The organism is Serratia sp. KH_031 (assembly GCF_057839655.1).
Map to the genome: position 1 here is coordinate 2113155 of NZ_CM174496.1, position 20553 is coordinate 2133707.

The 20553-nt window shown below is 56.1% G+C and carries 7 protein-coding genes; all 7 read right to left on the reverse strand.

The features are described from left to right. Positions 1 to 59: 59 nt before the first annotated feature. Positions 60 to 755 (reverse strand): response regulator, encoded by a 696-nt coding sequence (locus AC3ISQ_RS09515; protein ID WP_489352635.1) that lies wholly within the window; start codon positions 753 to 755, stop codon positions 60 to 62. A 58-nt stretch (positions 756 to 813) separates the two neighbouring features. Continuing rightward, complete coding sequence (locus AC3ISQ_RS09520; RefSeq protein ID WP_489352636.1) at positions 814 to 2643, reverse strand: TolC family protein; 1830 nt, start codon at positions 2641 to 2643, stop codon at positions 814 to 816. A gap of 3 nt (positions 2644 to 2646) precedes the next feature. After that, entirely contained in the window at positions 2647 to 3876 is a 1230-nt protein-coding gene (locus AC3ISQ_RS09525) for an HlyD family type I secretion periplasmic adaptor subunit (RefSeq protein ID WP_489352638.1), read from the reverse strand. Positions 3877 to 3886: 10 nt separating this feature from the next. Continuing rightward, a complete protein-coding gene (locus AC3ISQ_RS09530; protein ID WP_489352640.1) occupies positions 3887 to 6169 on the reverse strand; it encodes a type I secretion system permease/ATPase in 2283 nt (760 codons plus the stop codon). A gap of 104 nt (positions 6170 to 6273) precedes the next feature. Further along, positions 6274 to 7155: a hypothetical protein gene (locus AC3ISQ_RS09535; RefSeq protein WP_489352642.1), complete on the reverse strand. Its 882-nt coding sequence runs from the start codon at positions 7153 to 7155 to the stop codon at positions 6274 to 6276. A 101-nt stretch (positions 7156 to 7256) separates the two neighbouring features. After that, entirely contained in the window at positions 7257 to 8144 is an 888-nt protein-coding gene (locus AC3ISQ_RS09540; RefSeq protein ID WP_489352644.1) for an OmpA family protein, read from the reverse strand. A gap of 115 nt (positions 8145 to 8259) precedes the next feature. Then, on the reverse strand, positions 8260 to 20502 hold the full coding sequence (locus AC3ISQ_RS09545) for an Ig-like domain-containing protein (protein ID WP_489352645.1): 12243 nt from the start codon (positions 20500 to 20502) through the stop codon (positions 8260 to 8262). Between the last annotated feature and the right edge of the window lie 51 nt (positions 20503 to 20553).

Consider the following 20553-nt stretch of genomic DNA (forward strand, 5'->3'; position numbering starts at 1 on the left):
TGAAGTATGGCCGCAAACCTAAACTTAGGTTTGCGGCCATTATCGGGCATAAAAAGGGGTTAGCCTTCAATCGTGCCTTGGAATTTAAATAGCTCGACGTCCGTTTTCATTCCCAGTTTACGCAGTGCCGATTGTTTTTGACCGCTAATGGTTTTACGGCTGCGGTTATATTTAATCGCAATTTCTGAAATGCTCATTCCGTCGAGATAACAGCGAATAACCTCAACCTCTCTAGGGGAGAGGTTGCGTGTTAATACCTCAACGTCATCGCCTTCGGCACGTGGAACCATAAATGGCAGCATGCTTTTTTCCGAAACGCTGAATTTATCCAATTCAAATTGCATATCAGAAGTGAGGAAGCGATTACCCTGCGCGACATGGCGAATGGCTTTAATCAATTCTTCCTGTTCTTTGCTTTTGCCGATAAAACCTTTCACACCGGCTTTCATCACCAATTGCACTACCGCAGGGCTTTCCACCGCGGAATACATCAAGATTTTGACTTTGGGGTAGTGTAAACGCAGATGTTTCACTAGCTGCAACCCATCCATATTATTGCCGCCCAATAAATAATCGAGCACCAACAAATCAACTTCCCCGGCGTTTAAATAAGGAATGATTTCATCGCGGTTTTTACAGACGGCAGTCAGAACCATATCGGGTTCTCTTTCCAGGCTATAAAACACGGCCTTACGAATTAAAGGGTGATCATCAACCACGCCTACGCGAACTTCAGCGGATTTATTAGAAGTCATCGTTATTTTCCCTTCGTTTTACGCTACCCTGCAACGGGTCAGGGTAGCTAAATTAGTGTTAGAGCGGTCGATTGTTCAACCAGTTTACTAATGTTCCTGAACTCGCATAGCTACGCATGATGGCGGCATAACCGTCGAAGCGACTGCCGACTTCGCTGACTCTGTTATTATAATAGTCAGTTTCCGCACTAAGCACATCGAGTAATGTACGTTGACCAAGGTGATACCACTGGTCAAAAAAGGCCAAGCGAATGCGATCGGTTTCTGCCGTCAAATTATGATATAGGTCGGCACGTTCAAGCAGGGCATTGGCATCCTGATTGGCGGCTCTAACGCGCTGCTCTAAATCGCGCTGCTGTTCATCGACCAAATGCCGATTGGCCTCTGCACGGGCTAACGCTGCACGCTCAGCGGCAGTGTTAGAGCCACCACGAAACACGCCCCAACTCACTTGTAATCCTGTCTGGAAAGCTTGTCGACGGCCTAACTCATCCTGCCCAGTATTTTTACTCACCACCCAGTTGAGTTTGGGTAAGCCGGAAGAGCGTACCGCTGCCGCTTCTGACAAGGCGGCTTGTGTATCAGCTTGCGCTTTCAGGATAGTCGGGTGCTGCTCAAGCTTGCTCAACTGGCTGTCGATGTCAGGCAAATGCATATTCCACTGGTTGGCCGGTGGCAACGGAATGGCGGTTTCACCTAACAAGCGGTACAGCACAATTTCGGTATCACGCTCTTTCGCCACGGCGGCATCAAGCTGTGCCTGCGCGGAGAGCAGTCTTCCTTTAGCCTGTGTTAATTCGCTTCTGCGCCCTTGATCGACCTCGACAATGCCCTGAAGCATGTTGGTCAGTTCTTTCATGCGCGTGACATAATCCTGGCTGATGGCGATGATCAGGCGTTGTTTGCCCAATTCCGTCAGCGCACTGCTGACGTCCCACGCCGTGGTTTCTGTTTCTGCGTTGACCATCAATGTAGCGGCTCGAGCCTGATCCTGACGGGCTTTGATCGTATTGCTGGTTTGACCAAAATCGTACAGGGTAGTGGCCATATTTGCGCCAAAGGATATCTCGTCATTTTGGGTCGCACCACGGCTACCACCACCAAAGTAAAGACTTTTACTGTTTGATGTCACATCAATCTGTGGCCAGCGCTGACCTTTGGCTTCATCGACATTGCCCTCAGCGGCTTCGACCTGCGCTCGGCTGCTGTTGATTTGCGGGCTGATGCGGATGGCTTGCATCACGGCCTGTGAAAACAGCGCTTTGATTTCATTTTCGGAGGGTGCGCCTTTGACATCATTGCGCACCTGCGCGACAGGCGCTGCAATCACCGGAGCCGGAGCTATGGGTGTTGAAACCATAGGTGTTGAAACGACAGACGTCGAATCGACTCGAGGTGTTGAAACGGCTGGCACTGAAACCACAGGTGCAGGAGCCACCGGTTTAGCCGACGAACTGAACACCGGTTTGACGATTTCAGGTTCAGAACGTGTGATATTGCTGCCGGCGGCTGGAGTTACCTGAGATGTTACCGGTGGTGCCGTCTGAGGTATGACCGATGATGTTACTGGTGGAGTACTCACCAGCGGAGCCGAGAATACCGGGCGCGCGGCAGGAACAGGAACACTTTGCGCCACTTCGGGACGCGTATTAACCGTATTGCTGCTGGTTGGTGTACTCAGCAAAGGGCTCGACGGAGCCGGCGACGGCTTGACTACCGGCGTTGGCGCGAGACTTTCCGGCGCGCTGTTTGCCACCTGAGTAAACATCAATAATTCATCGTCTTCTGTCGCGAGCACCGGAGTATTGCTCACGCCATATAACGTGAGAGAGATAGCGAGGGTCAGCAACCGAACTTTCGTTGGGCGCTTTTTCATTGTATTCAACATAGATTAGCGCTCACGAAAGGCTTCACGGGCTTTAAGCACCGGTTTCAGCAGATAATCAAGAATGGTTTTTTCGCCGGTTTTAATTTCAACGCTCGCCACCATACCCGGAATAATCGGCAGTTCTTTGCTGCCGGATTTCAGGCTACTTTTGTCGGTCAACACCATCACGCGGTAATAAATCGCATCCGGGCGACCCGCGGCGGCTTTTTGGTCATCTTTTAAGGTATCCGGGCTGATATTCTCAACCTGACCGGTCAACCCGCCGTAAATGGCATAGTCATAGGCGGTAATTTTTACCGTTGCAGGTAAACCGGGGTGTAAGAACGCCACGTCAGAAGGGCGAATTTGCGCTTCAACCAGCAACTGGTCTTCCAATGGAATGATTTCCATAATGTGTTCACCCGGCTGGATGACCCCGCCAATGGTACTGACGCGCACATTTTTCACCGTACCGCGTAGTGGCGCAGTGATGGTGGTGCGATCGACGATGTCGGCACGCCCAATCATGCTTTCCGTTGTCTGTGCCAACTCAAGCTCTAACTTAGTGAGCTCGGTATTCGCTTCGGACTGAAAACGGTTTTTGCGATCGGCAATCTGCGAGAGCAGGTCGTTGGCTTGCCGGCGCATACGTAATATTTCAACTTCAGACATCAAGCCTCGCGCCGCTAAGGGTTCTGCAAGGGCGATTTCACGCATCGAAAGGTCATAGCTTTTTTGCAGTGCGGCGATACTGGCGTCCTGTGATTTTTTGCGCGATTGATAGGCGCTGGTTTCCAGCTCGACTTCGCGCGGTACGCTTAACACTTCTTTATCAAATACCAGCGGTGTATCGAAGGCTTCTGCACGTAAACGGGCAATGGTGGCCTTTAGGCCGATGACCTTACGACGTACTTCCTGATAGCTGGACTCGGCGCGGGTAGGGTCCATTTGTAGCAACGGTTGACCGCGCTCGACGATATCGCCTTCATGAACCTTCATACTGGCGAGAATACCGCCCTCAAGGCTCTGAATCACCTGTTCGCGTCCTTTGGAGATGACCTTGGCTTCTCCGCGAGTAATCTCTTCCACGCGGGCGAAGTGGGCCCAGACGAGGCCCCCGATCAAGACGACCAAAACCATGTACAGCACTAATTTGGACCCTGGTGTGGTTTGCGCGAGCAAAGACTCATGAATATCACTCATGAAAGCGCTATCATTGCGCGAGATACTATTTTTTTTCTTTTTAAACAACATATTAATTCTCTCAGGCGGAAACCGGCGTAGTGTTAGAGGCCGTAGCGGCATTGGCGGCATCCGCTGGGGCGACTTTGTTCACTCGAGCTGCCGCAGGGGTAGCCGGTTTTTGTTGCAACTGGGCAAGCACCTTCTCTTTCGGCCCGTCTAACATCACCTTGCCGCCTTCCACCACAATGATCCTGTCAACCAGCGCCAACATCGAAGGGCGGTGGGTCACGACAATCAGGGTTTGTTGCTGAATGGCAAGTTTCAGTTGGGCAATAAAGTGTTGCTCAGTTTGCGAGTCCATCGCGCTGGTGGGTTCATCCATCAACAACAACGTCGGATTGGCAATTAAAGTACGAGCCAGTGCCACCAGTTGGCGTTGCCCGCCAGAAAGGCTTTCACCGCTCTCACCAACAGGGAGATTGATGCCCGCAGGGTGATTAGCTGCCACCTGGTCGAGACCGGTTAGCTTGAGAACACGCAGCAGTTCACGCGAAGTGGCTTCTTGACAGCCGATCATGACGTTTTCACGCAAAGTGCCGTGGAACAGACGCGCGGACTGCCCGACAAATCCAACAGCTCGGTGCCAGTCCGCCGGGTCAATCTGATTCACGTCCAAAGAGTCTGCGAACATTTGCCCTTTCACCGGTTGATACAGGCGGGCAATTAGGCGCAGCAAGGTAGATTTACCACTGCCGATACGGCCGATAATGGCCACTCGTTCACCGGCTTGAATGGTCAAATTAATCCCTTTCAGCACTTCCGGCGTTGGTTGCATTGGCGGAGCGGGGTAGGAGAAGCTCACACCCTGTAGTTTGATATTGCCGCTGAGCTCAGGCCGTGCGAGATAGTTTTGCGTTACGTCACGGTCGACGGGCATTTCCATCAGTTTATTCAATGAGCTCAGCGCGGCTTTGGCTTGCTGGAAACGGATCGCCAGCCCGACAACTTGGCTCAGCGGTGCCGTACAGCGACCAGAAAGCATCACCGTACCAATCAGTGCACCCATGGTGAGGGTGCCAGCATCAATCAGATACACGCCGACGACGATCAGCGCGACAGTTTGGAACTGTTGCAGGAAAGCCGCCACCCCGGTCGCGATCGAGGAATAATGACGAGATTTCATACCGGAGGTGGATTGCATGGCGCTAAAGTTCTGCCACCGACGCTGCATCCAGGCTTCACCACCCGTGGATTTCAGCGTTTCCATTCCTTCAATGGATTCAATCAGCACGCCTTGTTTCAGCGAGGACTCTTTCAGGTTTTCTTTCATCACGCGTGACAGCGGCCACTGAATGACCACACTGACGATAATGATCAACGGAATCATCAACATCGGGATCCAAGCCAGCGGCCCGCCAATCGCGAAAATCACGCCGATAAACAGCAGTGCGAAGGGTAAATCGGTGACTACCGCTAAGGTGGCGGAGGCGATAAAATCACGCACCGACTCAAATTCACGAATTTGGTTAGCGAAACTACCTGATGAGGCGGGTTTGTGTTCCATTCGAACAGACAGCGCCTGGCGGAACAGAATACTGCCCAGAACCAAGTCGGCTTTCTTGCTAGCGACATCAATCAAATGCGCACGTATGTAACGGGTAGAGGCTTCGAAAATCATCGCAATCGTGACACCAATGGCCAATGACCACAGCGTGACGAAGGCTTGGTTAGGGATCACGCGGTCGTAAACGTTCATGGTGAAAAACACGCTAGCCAGTGCGAGCACGTTAATCAGAACGGCGGCGATGGCAGCACTGCGGTAGTAGCGACGATAGCGCCACAGGGTGCTGAACAGCCAATGTCCTTTCGGTACCGGCAGCGGGTCATCATCGCTGGTTTCCACTTTCGCCAAGGGTTTAACCAAAATGGCGTAGCCGGAGTAATAGCTCATCAGTTCTGCATGAGGCACTTCCACCGGCAGTTCGCTGACTTCTGGCAAAATGATTTGATAAGCCAAGTCCTTTTTGCCTTCGGCGTTGATCACCTGACGGCGAGACAAAACAACGCAACCGGCTGAATTATCACGAATCAGGATGATCGGCATGACCTGCTCGGGCAGCTCCTGCAACCCTCGCTCGACCAGCCCCCCGGTCAAGCCGGCGTTTTCCAGCGCGTTCAGCGCCAGTGAAGGGGTGAGAAGTCCTGCACGTGGCAGGCCGGACAGCAATCCTTGATCGGATTTTTCCAGACCGTAGTATTGGCAAACCCAAGAGACACTCCTGAGCAGACTGTCGTCAAGGCGGGTAAAGGCCTTGGCTTCTGTTGCTTCCTCCCGCGCTTTCTGGTCGATGTCATGTTGCATATGCTTTTCTCTGTATTGGGGAACAGGAAAATTCTGACATCACTACCGATAAATCTTGGGCAAGAACTGTCTCAAATACCGATTCGCAGTAGAAAAAAGCCGCTCTAGTTGGCGTAAACCTTAATTTGTTGTTGGGATGAAGCGCAGTTCCCAGTGCATAAAGTTTCCCCTGTGGCGGCGGGAGGCTCATCAGCAATAGTGACCAATTGCGAAGGTACTGCGTTCTTGATCAATTGATCGCGTAGAACTTCAGCGCGTTGCTGGCGCAGACGCGGTGACAGTGCACGACCTTTTGCATCATGGGCTTGGCTGACCACGTTAACACGATTGATTTTGCTGAGATCCTGACGCAGTGTTAGCGCCAGTTCCGCCACCGCTTTGCGCCCTGTGGCAGTGAGTTGATGTGCCTCTGAGTCATCAGGGCCGAACAATACCACCACGTCGATCGCATACTCGCGAGTTTGCTGTTCACGGGTCGGGTCCCAAGCACAAGGTTCCATATTGGCGGCTCGATTGAGCATATGCACTTGGCGATGCAGCCCTTGCAGGTTTTTTTCTGCGATGGCGCGTTTTACCGGTTGTGGACGAAACTCACCAGTTTCACTAACGCGTAGGAAATAGGTTTTACCGCCGCGTAGTTGTGCCGCGTACAGGTCACTGGTTTTCCCAGGGTAACGCGTGCCAGCTCTGAAATAGGCACCCAAAGTGTGTGGCCCAGGTTTGAGGCAGAAAACGGTGTAGCCGCCGGGTAATAACGAGGTATGGAGTTGCTTATCAATATAGATATTGGCGGCTTCCTTACGTGCGGAATCGCTGTACTCGCGATAATAAATAACCTGCGAAAGCTCATTAACCACCGGTACGCTACCGCTAAATTGCTCTGCAAATAGTGGGTAGGATTGGCCGGCTGCGGTGGCAGAAAGGGTGCAAAGTAATAAGGCGAGGGCGGTCAATGGGGTGCGTTGTCGTGAAAGAGGAAAATCCATCAGAGGTTCCTGCACTGAGAAAATAGCGGGACGGAAAGCTCCGTCCCGTGAAGTTCACATGCCGTAAGGCTTAAATCGTTCTTTGACGTGTGAATACGTGATTACTGGTCTGCCGCGCTGCTGCCATCGACACGAACCGTTACGCGACGGTTTGGCGCGTAGCAAGCAATCTGCTCAGCCTTACTACCGTAACAGTCATACACTACCGGCTCGCTCATACCCGCACTGGTGGCGGTAATGCTACGTGCTGGGATACCTGCCTGAACCATCAACTGGCGAATGGTTTCTGCACGACGCTGGCCGAGTCTCAGGTTGGTTTGTGCTGAACCAATCTGGTCGGTATGGCCGGTAACCAAAATGTTGCGGATGGTCGCGTTTTCACTGCGAATCTTCTGCACCAGCTCAGTGATAGAACGATGTCCTTCGGCGGTGATGTTGTTGCGATCGGATTTACCAAAGCGGAACAATACGTCACCAGAAAGGGTGTAGTCCTTATATGGCGTTTGCGTGTAATTACAGGTTTCTACCGCTGAGGCGCGTGATAGCGTATGGATCTGTGCTTTCATGCTACGCAGGGCTTTCTCGGCATCCGCACGAGTTAGTGCTTGTGGTTTACCATCCTGCTCATTGCCTACCTTCAGGAAGTACGTTTTGCCCCCCTCCAGATTATCGCTCCAAGGTTGATCGCGCTTACCTTGATACAAAGGCGCATCCTTCACAAACGCCCCAAGGCTGTGTTTGCCCGGCGCGACGCAGAAGGTGGTGAAACCATCCGGTAACAGGGCGGACTGAAACTCGCCATCAATGTAGACGTTCGCGCTGCCCGGAGTTTCGTCCGCCTCGCGGTAGAACACCACTTGCGCCTGGCTCTGACCTACGCTGGCTACCGGTTGATAGCCTTGGCCGAACACTTCTGCGGCGTGCGCGCCAAACAAAGTACATGCGCCACTGAACAATAAAGCCAGGGCGGAAGTTTTAAAGATTGTCATGACTTCTCCACGGTCTACAAGAGACCGGTTACAAAAAGGGTATAAGTAAAAAATCGGTTAAGCCCTGTAGCCTGACGCCGCCCACAATAGGCGACGGCGTCGGGTTTACGGGGGATTAATTAAGATTGGTCGTTACACCCTCCTGAACCAACAGCTCAACGTTCATATTGCTGTTTTGGTACACATCGTAACGGACACCTGCAACTTCCACGGCTTGCGCTGCTTTCGCCCAATCCGCCGGGTCGGTACCCTGAAGCTGAGCTTCGAGGTTAACCACGTCACCTTCCTCACCTTGGATCATCATCTGCTTCGCGCCATCGGCGATAAAGGCATCTGTTTCACCGTGGATCAGGACATCGTCCAACGTGATGTTGAGGATGTCTTGGTGACCGTTGTTCATGTCTACCGTAGACACTACCTCGTTGTTATTGACCACAGTGTTCAGATCAATCGGTTGTTCCATATGTTCGAGGATCAACGTGTGGTGATCATTGTCGCTGTTTGCTTCATCTGGATGGGTGACCTCTTCTTCACCCAGAGATGAAATATGCTGGCTTTCGTCCTCACTGTTTTCTTCCATCATGGAGAAAGTAGCCAGCGGTCTACCCGTAATGTAGTTGGTTGAGTGTCCTGTCATATCGCCCCAGGTGACATCATCGAGATATAGGCCACCTACGTCTGCTGTCGTCAGAGATACATTACCAATCACTTCTCCGGCTGGAGCTCGATACAGAACAACCCCATTCCCGTTTGCACCTTCGGAGTAACTCATTCTTGCCAGTACAGCACCCGCAGTATTGTAGTAGGTCACGATCAGCGGTTGCCCCCCTCTCCAGCCAGTCTCCGCCGTACCCCACGCGGAAACACCAAACTCAATGGAGGTAACGCCGCCTTCGATACGGAAGGTATGAGTTTGATTCGGTTCGAAAAACCATCTCTGTGAGAGCGATGTCCCTATTGTGAATCCGTTAAGAATTCTCATCCCGGAAGGTAATGGAGTGTTTGATAAATAGGTTCCAGAAACCAGGCCTTCGAAATTCTCGCCTCCTGAAACCGTCGGTGCTACCACTGTCAGCGTACGCGTGGTTGCTCCACTGGTATTACCCGCTGCATCCGTTGCCGTGATGCTAAAGGTGTGATTCCCCAGTGCCAGCCCAGCAGGAGGCGTCCATGTCCAGTTGCCGCCAGTGGCGGTAACTGAATAGACGGTGCCGTTATCTACCGTAATGCGCACAATGCTGCCCGCCTCGGCAGTACCAACCAACGTTGGGGTGTTGTCATCGGTGCTACCGCCATTGGCAACACTCTCCGGTGTACCCACGTTATCGTCCACGCGGGTAACGACCGGTGCATTCGGAGCCTGCGTATCGATGATGATTGAGCGCGTACCCGAATAACCTGAGGTATTGCCAGCCGCATCGGTGGCAGTCACGCGGAAGCTATAGGTAGTACCGTTGGTCAATGCTGAAGGAGTGAAATTCCAGCTGCCACCGGTTGCCACCGCACTGCCTAACAGTGTCGTACCGTTATAGATACGTACGATACTGCCTGCCTCTGCCGTACCTCTGAGCGTTGGCGTATTGTCGTTGGTCACCGAGCCGTTAGGCACGTCACCGAAGGCACCGCCAGTCACGTTATCGTCCACGAGGGTAATAACCGGCGCGTTCGGCGCCTGCGTATCGACGATGATTGAGCGCGTTCCCGAATAACCCGAGGTGTTACCGGCCGCATCGGTGGCATTTACCCGGAAGCTATAGGTAGTACCGTTGGTCAATGCTGGAGGCGTGAAACTCCAGTTGCCACCGGTTGCCACCGCACTACCCAACAGTGTCGTACCGTTATAGATACGTACGATACTGCCGGCTTCTGCCGTACCTCTGAGCGTTGGCGTGTTGTCGTTGGTCACCGAGCCGTTAGGCAAGTCATCGACGATACCGCCAGCCACGTTATCTTCTACGCGGGAAATGACCGGCGCGTTCGGCGCCTGCGTATCGACGATGATTGAGCGCGTACCCGAATCACCGGAGGTGTTGCCGGCCTCATCGGTGGCGGTCACCCGGAAGTTATAGGTTGTGCCGCTAGTCAATGGCGTTGTTGTGAAATTCCAAGTGCCATCGGTTGCCACCACACTGCCTATCGGTGTCGGATTGTTACCGTTATAGATATGTACGATGCTGCCCACCTCTGCCGTACCGCGGAGCGTTGGCGTGGCGTCGTTGGTCACCGAGCCGTTAGGCACATCACCGACGATACCGCCCGCCACGTCATCTTCTACGCGGGTGATGGCTGGTGCTGCAGGTGGCGTAGTATCGATAGTAATCTGCCGGCTCGCGGAGAAGTCCGAGACGTTACCAACCTCATCGGTGGCGGTCACCCGGAGGTTATAGGTGGTACCGTTGGTTAATGCATCTGGTGTGTAACTCCAGCTACCGTCGGTGGCCACCACACTGCCCAACTCTCTCGTACCGTCATAGATACGCACGATACTGCCTACTTCAGCTGTACCATTGAGCGTTGGCGTGGTGTCGTTGGTGTGTGAGCCGTTAGGCAAGTCACCCACAATCCCGCCTGCAACATCATCCATCACGCTGGTGATCACCGGCGCGTCTGGCGCAGTGAGATCAATCACAATCAGGTACGGGTCAGACTCCTCAGAGGCATTGCCGACCGGATCGGTGACGATGATGGTGAAGCTGTGGTCGCCTTCGTTCAGCGGGGTGTCTGGCGTGAACTGCCAGCCGCCATTGTCGTCGACTTTGGCCGAACCAATCACTTCACCGTTGTCGATGATGGTGACGATGTCGCCCGGTTGCAGGCCGCTGCCGACCAGGGTTGGGTTGGTGTCATCGGTACGACCGCCGTTGCCGACAGAGCCTTGCTCCAGCCCGACGTCGTCCAGCACGTCGCCGATCCCGTCACCGCCATTGCCGGTGCCCGGTTTTTCCGGTGCGGTGGTGTCGATGTTCAGGTCGAACGCTGCGGTTGGGGCACTGACCACACCGGCCGCATTGGTGGCGACGGCGGTGAAGCTGTGCGGCCCTTCGGCCAGCGGGGTGGTTGGGGTGAAGCTCCAGTTACCGCGGGCGTCAGCACGCACGCTGCCCAGTGAGGTGGTGCCGTCAAACAGCTCAACGATGCTGTTTGGTGTGGCTTTACCGACCAGCGTTGGCGTGGTGTCATCGGTCGCCGAGCCTGCGCTCAGGTTGTCCGTGATATCGCCCGCGTCGTCGATAGCGTAATCGATGCTGATGATCACATTGCGGGTATCCACGTCGAAGTCAATCGGTGCGCTCGGATCGGAAGCGTTACCGGCTGGATCTTCGATGATGATAACCACGCTGTGTGGACCGTCTTCCAGCGGCGTGTCTGGCGTGAAGCTCCAGCTACCGTCATCGCCGACGATGGTCGAGCCGATAACTTCATCGTTGTCTTTAATGATCACGATATCGCCGGCTTCGCCCGTGCCTTCAAAGGTCGGGGTGCTGTCATCGGTGACGCCGTCTTGCGGGATCTCCCCGACGATCAGCCCAACGTTGTCGTTGGCGGTGGTATCGTCCGCCGCATCCGGTGCGGTGGTGTCGATATCCAGACGGAAGTTACCGGTACGGATCGGGTTACCCGCCGCATCGGTGATCGACGCGGTGAAGTTGTGGATCCCTTCGCTGAGGTCAGTCGTTGGTGTCCAGCTCCACTGGCCGTTGGCGTCCGCAGTGACGCTGCCAACCACTTGACCGTCCAGCGTGATGGTGACCAGCTGGTTAGCTTGCGCAGTACCGCGCAGTTCAGGGCGGGCGTCGTTAGTGACGTCGCCGCTGTCGCGCATCCCGACGTGAGATTCGACATCATCCCACGCGCCAATGATGGACGGTGCGGTGCCGCTGCCGCCAGCGATCAGCTCAAAGCCGAATGCGTTGGACGGGTCGCTGATGTTACCGGCGACATCGCGCGCGGTGACGGTCAGGTTGTGCGGGCCGTTCAACAGCGGTGGGACTGGGGTGTAGCTCCAGTTGCCTTGCGCATCGGTACGGGTGGTGCCGATCAACTGGCCATTGTCATAAATGCTGACCAGGCTGTTGGCTTCGGCAGTACCGCTGATTTGTGGCTGCGCGTCATCGGTGGTGTCGCCTGGGTTCAGGTTACCGGTGGCGGTGCCTTGGTCGTCGTACACGCTGGTGATCACCGGCGCGTCTGGCGCAGTGAGATCGACCACAATCAGGTACGGGTCAGACTCCTCAGAGGCATTGCCAACCGGATCGGTGACGATGATGGTGAAGCTGTGGTCGCCTTCGTTCAGCGGGGTGTCTGGCGTGAATTGCCAGCCGCCGTTGCCGTCAACGCGTGCGGAACCAATCACTTCACCGTTATCGATGATGGTGACGATGTCGCCCGGTTGCAGGCCGCTGCCGACCAGGGTTGGGTTGGTGTCATCGGTACGACCGCCGTTGCCGACAGAGCCTTGCTCCAGACCGACGTCGTCCAGCACGTCGCCGATACCGTCACCGCCATTGCCGGTACCCGGTTTTTCCGGTGCCGTGGTGTCGATGTTCAGATCGAACGCCGCGGTTGGGTCACTGACCACACCGGCCGCATTGGTGGCGACAGCGGTGAAGCTGTGCGGGCCTTCAGCCAGCGGGGTGGTTGGGGTGAAGCTCCAGTTACCGCGGGCGTCAGCACGCACGCTGCCCAGTGAGGTGGTGCCGTCAAACAGCTCAACGATGCTGTTTGGTGTGGCTTTACCCACTAAGGTTGGCGTGGTGTCATCGGTCGCTGAGCCTGCGCTCAGGTTATCCGTGATATCGCCCGCGTCGTCGATAGCGTAATCGATGCTGATGATCACATTGCGGGTATCCACGTCGAAGTCAATCGGTGCGCTCGGATCGGAGGCGTTACCGGCTGGATCTTCGATGATGATGACCACGCTGTGTGGACCGTCTTCCAGCGGCGTGTCTGGCGTGAAGCTCCAGCTACCGTCATCGCCGACGATGGTCGAGCCGATAACTTCATCGTTGTCTTTAATGATAACGATATCGCCGGCTTCGCCCGTGCCTTCAAAGGTCGGGGTGCTGTCATCGGTGACGCCGTCTTGCGGGATCTCCCCGACGATCAGCCCAACGTTGTCGTTGGCGGTGGTATCGTCCGCCGCATTCGGTGCGGTGGTGTCGATATCCAGACGGAAGTTACCGGTACGGATCGGGTTACCCGCCGCATCAGTGACCGAGGCGGTGAAGTTGTGGATCCCTTCGCTGAGGTCAGTCGTTGGTGTCCAGCTCCACTGGCCGTTGGCGTCCGCAGTCACGCTGCCAACCACTTGACCGTCCAGCGTGATGGTGACCAGCTGGTTAGCTTGCGCAGTACCGCGCAGTTCAGGGCGGGCGTCGTTAGTGACGTCGCCGCTGTCGCGCATCCCGACGTGAGATTCGACATCATCCCACGCGCCAATGATGGACGGTGCGGTGCCGCTGCCGCCAGCGATCAGCTCAAAGCCGAATGCGTTGGACGGGTCGCTGATGTTACCGGCGACATCGCGCGCGGTGACGGTCAGGTTATGCGGGCCGTTCAACAGTGGTGGGACTGGGGTATAACTCCAGTTGCCCTGTGCATCGGTACGGGTGGTGCCGATCAACTGGCCATTGTCATAAATGCTGACCAGGCTGTTGGCTTCGGCGGTGCCGCTGATGAGCGGCTGCGCGTCATCGGTGGTGTCACCTGGGTTCAGGTTACCGGTGGCGGTGCCTTGGTCGTCGTACACGCTGGTGATCACCGGCGCGTCTGGCGCAGTGAGATCGACCACAATCAGGTACGGGTCAGACTCCTCAGAGGCATTGCCAACCGGATCGGTGACGATGATGGTGAAGCTGTGGTCGCCTTCGTTCAGCGGGGTGTCTGGCGTGAATTGCCAGCCGCCGTTGCCGTCAACGCGTGCGGAACCAATCACTTCACCGTTATCGATGATGGTGACGATGTCGCCCGGTTGCAGGCCGCTGCCGACCAGGGTTGGGTTGGTGTCATCGGTACGACCGCCGTTGCCGACAGAGCCTTGCTCCAGACCGACGTCGTCCAGCACGTCGCCGATACCGTCACCGCCATTGCCGGTACCCGGTTTTTCCGGTGCCGTGGTGTCGATGTTCAGATCGAACGCCGCGGTTGGGTCACTGACCACACCGGCCGCATTGGTGGCGACAGCGGTGAAGCTGTGCGGCCCTTCGGCCAGCGGGGTGGTTGGGGTGAAGCTCCAGTTACCGCGGGCGTCAGCACGCACGCTGCCCAGTGAGGTGGTGCCGTCAAACAGCTCAACGATGCTGTTTGGTGTGGCTTTACCCACTAAGGTTGGCGTGGTGTCATCGGTCGCTGAGCCTGCGCTCAGGTTATCCGTGATATCGCCCGCGTCGTCGATAGCGTAATCGATGCTGATGATCACATTGCGGGTATCCACGTCGAAGTCAATCGGTGCGCTCGGATCGGAGGCGTTACCGGCTGGATCTTCGATGATGATGACCACGCTGTGTGGACCGTCTTCCAGCGGCGTGTCTGGCGTGAAGCTCCAGCTACCGTCATCGCCGACGATGGTCGAGCCGATAACTTCATCGTTGTCTTTAATGATAACGATATCGCCGGCTTCGCCCGTGCCTTCAAAGGTCGGGGTGCTGTCATCGGTGACGCCGTCTTGCGGGATCTCCCCGACGATCAGCCCAACGTTGTCGTTGGCGGTGGTATCGTCCGCCGCATTCGGTGCGGTGGTGTCGATATCCAGACGGAAGTTACCGGTACGGATCGGGTTACCCGCCGCATCGGTGATCGAGGCGGTGAAGTTGTGGATCCCTTCGCTGAGATTAGCGGTTGGTGTCCAGCTCCACTGGCCGTTGGCGTCCGCAGTGACGCTGCCGACCACTTGACCGTCCAGCGTGATGGTGACCAGTTGGTTAGCTTGCGCAGTACCGCGCAGTTCAGGGCGGGCGTCGTTGGTGACGTCGCCGCTGTCGCGCATCCCGACGTGAGATTCGACATCATCCCACGCGCCAATGATGGACGGTGCGGTGCCGCTGCCGCCAGCGATCAGCTCAAAGCCGAATGCGTTGGACGGGTCGCTGATGTTACCGGCGACATCGCGCGCGGTGACGGTCAGGTTGTGCGGGCCGTTCAACAGTGGTGGGACTGGGGTATAACTCCAGTTGCCCTGCGCATCGGTACGGGTGGTGCCGATCAACTGGCCATTGTCATAAATGCTGACCAGGCTGTTGGCTTCGGCAGTACCGCTGATTTGTGGCTGCGCGTCATCGGTGGTGTCGCCTGGGTTCAGGTTACCGGTGGCGGTGCCTTGGTCGTCGTACACGCTGGTGATCACCGGCGCGTCTGGCGCAGTGATATCAACAATAATCAGGTACGGGTCCGACTCCTCAGAGGCATTGCCGACCGGATCGGTGACGATGATGGTGAAGCTGTGGTCGCCTTCGTTCAGCGGGGTGTCTGGCGTGAACTGCCAGCCGCCGTTGCCGTCAACGCGTGCCGAACCAATCACTTCACCGTTGTCGATGATGGTGACGATGTCGCCCGGTTGCAGACCGCTGCCGACCAACGTTGGGGTGGTGTCATCGGTGCTGCCGCCGTTGCCCACAGAGCCGGTCACCAGACCGACGTCGTCCAGCACGTCGCCGATCCCGTCACCGCCCGTGCCGCCTTCGCCCGGTTTGGTCGGTGCGGTAATGTCGATGTTCAGGTCGAACGCTGCGGTTGGGGCACTGACCACACCGGCCGCATTGGTGGCGACAGCGGTGAAGCTGTGCGGGCCTTCAGCCAGCGGGGTGGTTGGGGTGAAGCTCCAGTTACCGCGGGCGTCAGCACGTACGCTACCCAGTGAGGTGGTGCCGTCAAACAGCTCAACAATGCTGTTTGGTGTGGCTTTACCGACCAGCGTTGGCGTGGTGTCATCGGTCGCTGAGCCTGCGCTCAGGTTGTCCGTGATATCGCCCGCGTCGTCGATAGCGTAATCGATGCTGATGATCACATTGCGGGTGTCCACGTCGAAGTCAATCGGTGCGCTCGGATCGGAAGCGTTACCGGCTGGATCTTCGATGATGATAACCACGCTGTGTGGACCGTCTTCGAGTGGGGTGTCTGGCGTGAAGCTCCAGCTACCGTCATCGCCGACGATGGTCGAGCCGATAACTTCATCGTTGTCTTTGATGATAACGATATCGCCGGCTTCGCCCGTGCCTTCAAAGGTCGGGGTGCTGTCGTCGGTGACGCCGTCTTGCGGGATCTCCCCGACGATCAGCCCAACGTTGTCGTTGGCGGTGGTATCGTCCGCCGCATTCGGTGCGGTGGTGTCGATATCCAGACGGAAGTTACCGGTACGGATCGGGTTACCCGCCGCATCGGTGATCGAGGCGGTGAAGTTGTGGATCCCTTCGCTGAGGTCAGTCGTTGGTGTCCAGCTCCACTGGCCGTTGGCGTCCGCAGTGACGCTGCCAACCACTTGACCGTCCAGCGTGATGGTGACCAGCTGGTTAGCTTGCGCAGTACCGCGCAGTTCAGGGCGGGCGTCGTTGGTGACGTCGCCGCTGTCGCGCATCCCGACGTGAGATTCGACATCATCCCACGCGCCAATGATGGACGGTGCGGTGCCGCTGCCGCCAGCGATCAGCTCAAAGCCGAATTCGTTGGACGGTTCGCTGATGTTACCGGCGACATCGCGCGCGGTGACGGTCAGGTTGTGCGGGCCGTTCAACAGCGGTGGGACTGGGGTGTAGCTCCAGTTGCCTTGCGCATCGGTACGGGTGGTGCCGATCAACTGACCATTGTCATAAATGCTGACCAGGCTGTTGGCTTCGGCAGTACCGCTGATGAGCGGCTGCGCGTCATCGGTGGTGTCACCTGGGTTCAGGTTACCGGTGGCGGTGCCTTGGTCGTCGTACACGCTGGTGATCACCGGCGCGTCTGGCGCAGTGAGATCGACCACAATCAGGTACGGGTCAGACTCCTCAGAGGCATTGCCAACCGGATCGGTGACGATGATGGTGAAGCTGTGGTCGCCTTCGTTCAGCGGGGTGTCTGGCGTGAATTGCCAGCCGCCGTTGCCGTCAACGCGTGCGGAACCAATCACTTCACCGTTATCGATGATGGTGACGATGTCGCCCGGTTGCAGGCCGCTGCCGACCAGGGTTGGGTTGGTGTCATCGGTACGACCGCCGTTGCCGACAGAGCCTTGCTCCAGACCGACGTCGTCCAGCACGTCGCCGATACCGTCACCGCCATTGCCGGTACCCGGTTTTTCCGGTGCCGTGGTGTCGATGTTCAGGTCGAACGCTGCGGTTGGGTCACTGACCACACCGGCCGCATTGGTGGCGACAGCGGTGAAGCTGTGCGGGCCTTCAGCCAGCGGGGTGGTTGGCGTGAAGCTCCAGTTACCGCGGGCGTCAGCACGTACGCTACCCAGTGAGGTGGTGCCGTCAAACAGCTCAACAATGCTGTTTGGTGTGGCTTTACCGACCAGCGTTGGCGTGGTGTCATCGGTCGCTGAGCCTGCGCTCAGGTTGTCCGTGATATCGCCCGCGTCGTCGATAGCGTAATCGATGCTGATGATCACATTGCGGGTGTCCACGTCGAAGTCAATCGGTGCACTCGGATCGGAGGCGTTACCGGCTGGATCTTCGATGATGATGACCACGCTGTGTTGACCGTCTTCCAGCGGTGTGTCTGGGGTGAATTCCCAGCTGCCGTCGTCACGCACGATGGTGGAACCGATAACTTCATCGTTGTCTTTGATAATAACGATATCGCCGGCTTCGCCCGTGCCTTCAAAGGTCGGGGTGCTGTCGTCGGTGATGCCGTCTTGCGGGATAAGCCCAGTGATTGGCCCGACGTTGTCGTTGGCGGTGGTGTCGTCAGCCGCATCCGGTGCGGTGGTGTCGATGTCCAGACGGAAGTTACCGGTACGGACCGGGTTACCTGCGGCATCGGTGACGGAGGCGCTGAAGTTGTGCACCCCTTCGCTGAGGTTAGCGGTTGGTGTCCAGCTCCACTGGCCGTTGGCGTCCGCAGTGACACTGCCGACCACTTGACCGTCTTGAGTGATGGTCACCAGTTGGTTAGCTTGTGCAGTACCGCGCAGTTCAGGGCGGGCGTCGTTGGTGACGTCGCCGCTGTCGCGCATGCCGACATGGGCTTCGACATCATCCCACGCGCCAATGATGGCTGGTGCGGTGGCGCTGCCGCCGGCGATCAGCTCAAAGCCGAACTCGTTGGACGGTTCGCTGATGTTACCGGCGATGTCGCGCGCGGTGGCGGTCAGGTTGTGTGGGCCGTTCAGCAGTGGAGGCACTGGCGTGTAGGTCCACTGACCTTGTGCATTGGTCTGGGTGCTACCAATCAGAATGCCATTGTCATAGATGTTGACGAGGCTGTTGGCTTCGGCGGTACCGCTGATTTGCGGCTGCGCATCATCGGTGGTGTCGCCGGCGTTGATAGGCCCGGTCACGGCACCTTGATCGTCAACCACGGAGGTGATCACCGGCGCGTCTGGCGCAGTGATGTCTACGATCACCAGATATGGGTCGGACTCTTCGGACTCATTGCCAGCTGGATCGGTGACGATGATGGTGAAGTTGTGATCGCCTTCTGCCAGTGGGGTGTCTGGCGTGAATTGCCAGCCGCCATTTTCATCGACTTTAGCGGAACCAATTACCTCACCATTATCAATAATGGTCACGATGCTACCCGGTTGTTGGAAGCTACCTTCCAGCGTTGGTTGGGTATCATCGGTGTTGCCACCGCGCGCAATTGGACCTTGAATTGCACCGACGTCATCTATGATCAGATCGATACCACCGTTATCACCTTCGCCCGGTTTACCCGGAGTAATAGTGTCAACGATAACGGTCCAAGGATCGGATGGCAGCGATTCATTACCTGCTGGATCGCGCAGGCGGATAGTGACGGTGTGAGGACCGTCTTCGAAAACAGGGTTTGGCGTAAATGACCATTTACCATCAGGGTCAACAATGACAGAACCGATGATTTTGTCATTGTCATAGACAATAATCAGGTCGCCCGGTGTTTGACTGCCACCGCTGTAAGTTGGTGTGTTGTCGTTGGTATAGCCATTGTTTGCTACTGGCCCGACACGAGGCTCTACGTCATCGTAGACCAACTCGATACCGCCTTTGTCACCATCACCCGGGCGAGTAGGCGCCTCGGTATCAATGGTCAGCTCGAACGGGTCGCTTGGCGTAGCACGGTTACCGGCTTTATCCACGGCAATCAGCGTAAACTCGTGCGTACCATCTGTTACCACGCCTTCTGCCGGGGTAAAGGACCAGTTCCCTTGTGGGTTAGTAATTGCAGTACCGATTAATACGCCATCCATCCACACTTCAACTGTTGAACCGGCTTCTGCGGTACCCGTGAAAGTAGGGGTGTTGTCATCGGTAACATCACCGCTTTTCAGTTCGCCAGTGTATGGACCGACGTCATCAGTGACCGTGAGCAGCTTCGCTGTATCTGGCGGAGTCAAGTCAACGATAACGGTAAAGTCTTCACCAGGTTCGCTGGTGTTGCCATCTTTGTCACGCTCAATGGGCGTAATAACGTGCTCGCCTTCTTCCAGCGGAATTTCAGGCGTGAATTCCCACTTACCGTCGTCGCCGACGATAGTGGAACCAATAATGTCATCACCGTCTTTGATGATGATGATGTTGCCCGGCGTACCGGTACCAATTAGTGTTGGAGTATCGTCATCGGTGACGCCGCCGTTTTCAATCGGGCCGATGATATCGCCTTTGTCATCACGTGCTTCGCCGATAGCCGGGGCAGGTATGACGTCATTACCTACTGCGCCGCCGTCGTTGCCGCCACCGTTATCATCGGAGCGATTCCTACCGATCAGGTAGCCCAGACCAGTGGCTGCAGCGAGTGCTGCCAGTGCGCCTAAGGCTAACAGGGCAGGGGAAAGTGCGGTACCGGCAGCGATGAGGTCGCCCATACCGAAGATGCCAGAACCCAGCGCGACGGCTGAGCTTTCACCATCAAGCAGGAAAGCGGCTTGATCGTTGTCATCGCCACTGGTGGCAATATATTCGTGCCACTGGCCGTCTTCGCCTTTACCCACCAGTTCACCTGGGTGGTCGTAAAAGCCTTCAATAATTAACTGGGGCTGATCGTCGCCTTCAAGGAAAATTTGCAGATCCTTGCCTACGCGTTTCAGCGTAATGTTTTCAGGCGCAAAACCGTTTTCTCCTTCAGCCAGAATGTATTTACCATTTTCAATGGCTTTGATTTTAGTGGCTTTACCCTTGGTCAAAACTTCTGTGCGTACGATCGTGTTTTTATCAACGACGGCCGCATTTACTGGAATTGCACTCATTAAATTAACCTTCATACGAGTTTTATTCTTCATGTCCGCCGTACTTGGCGA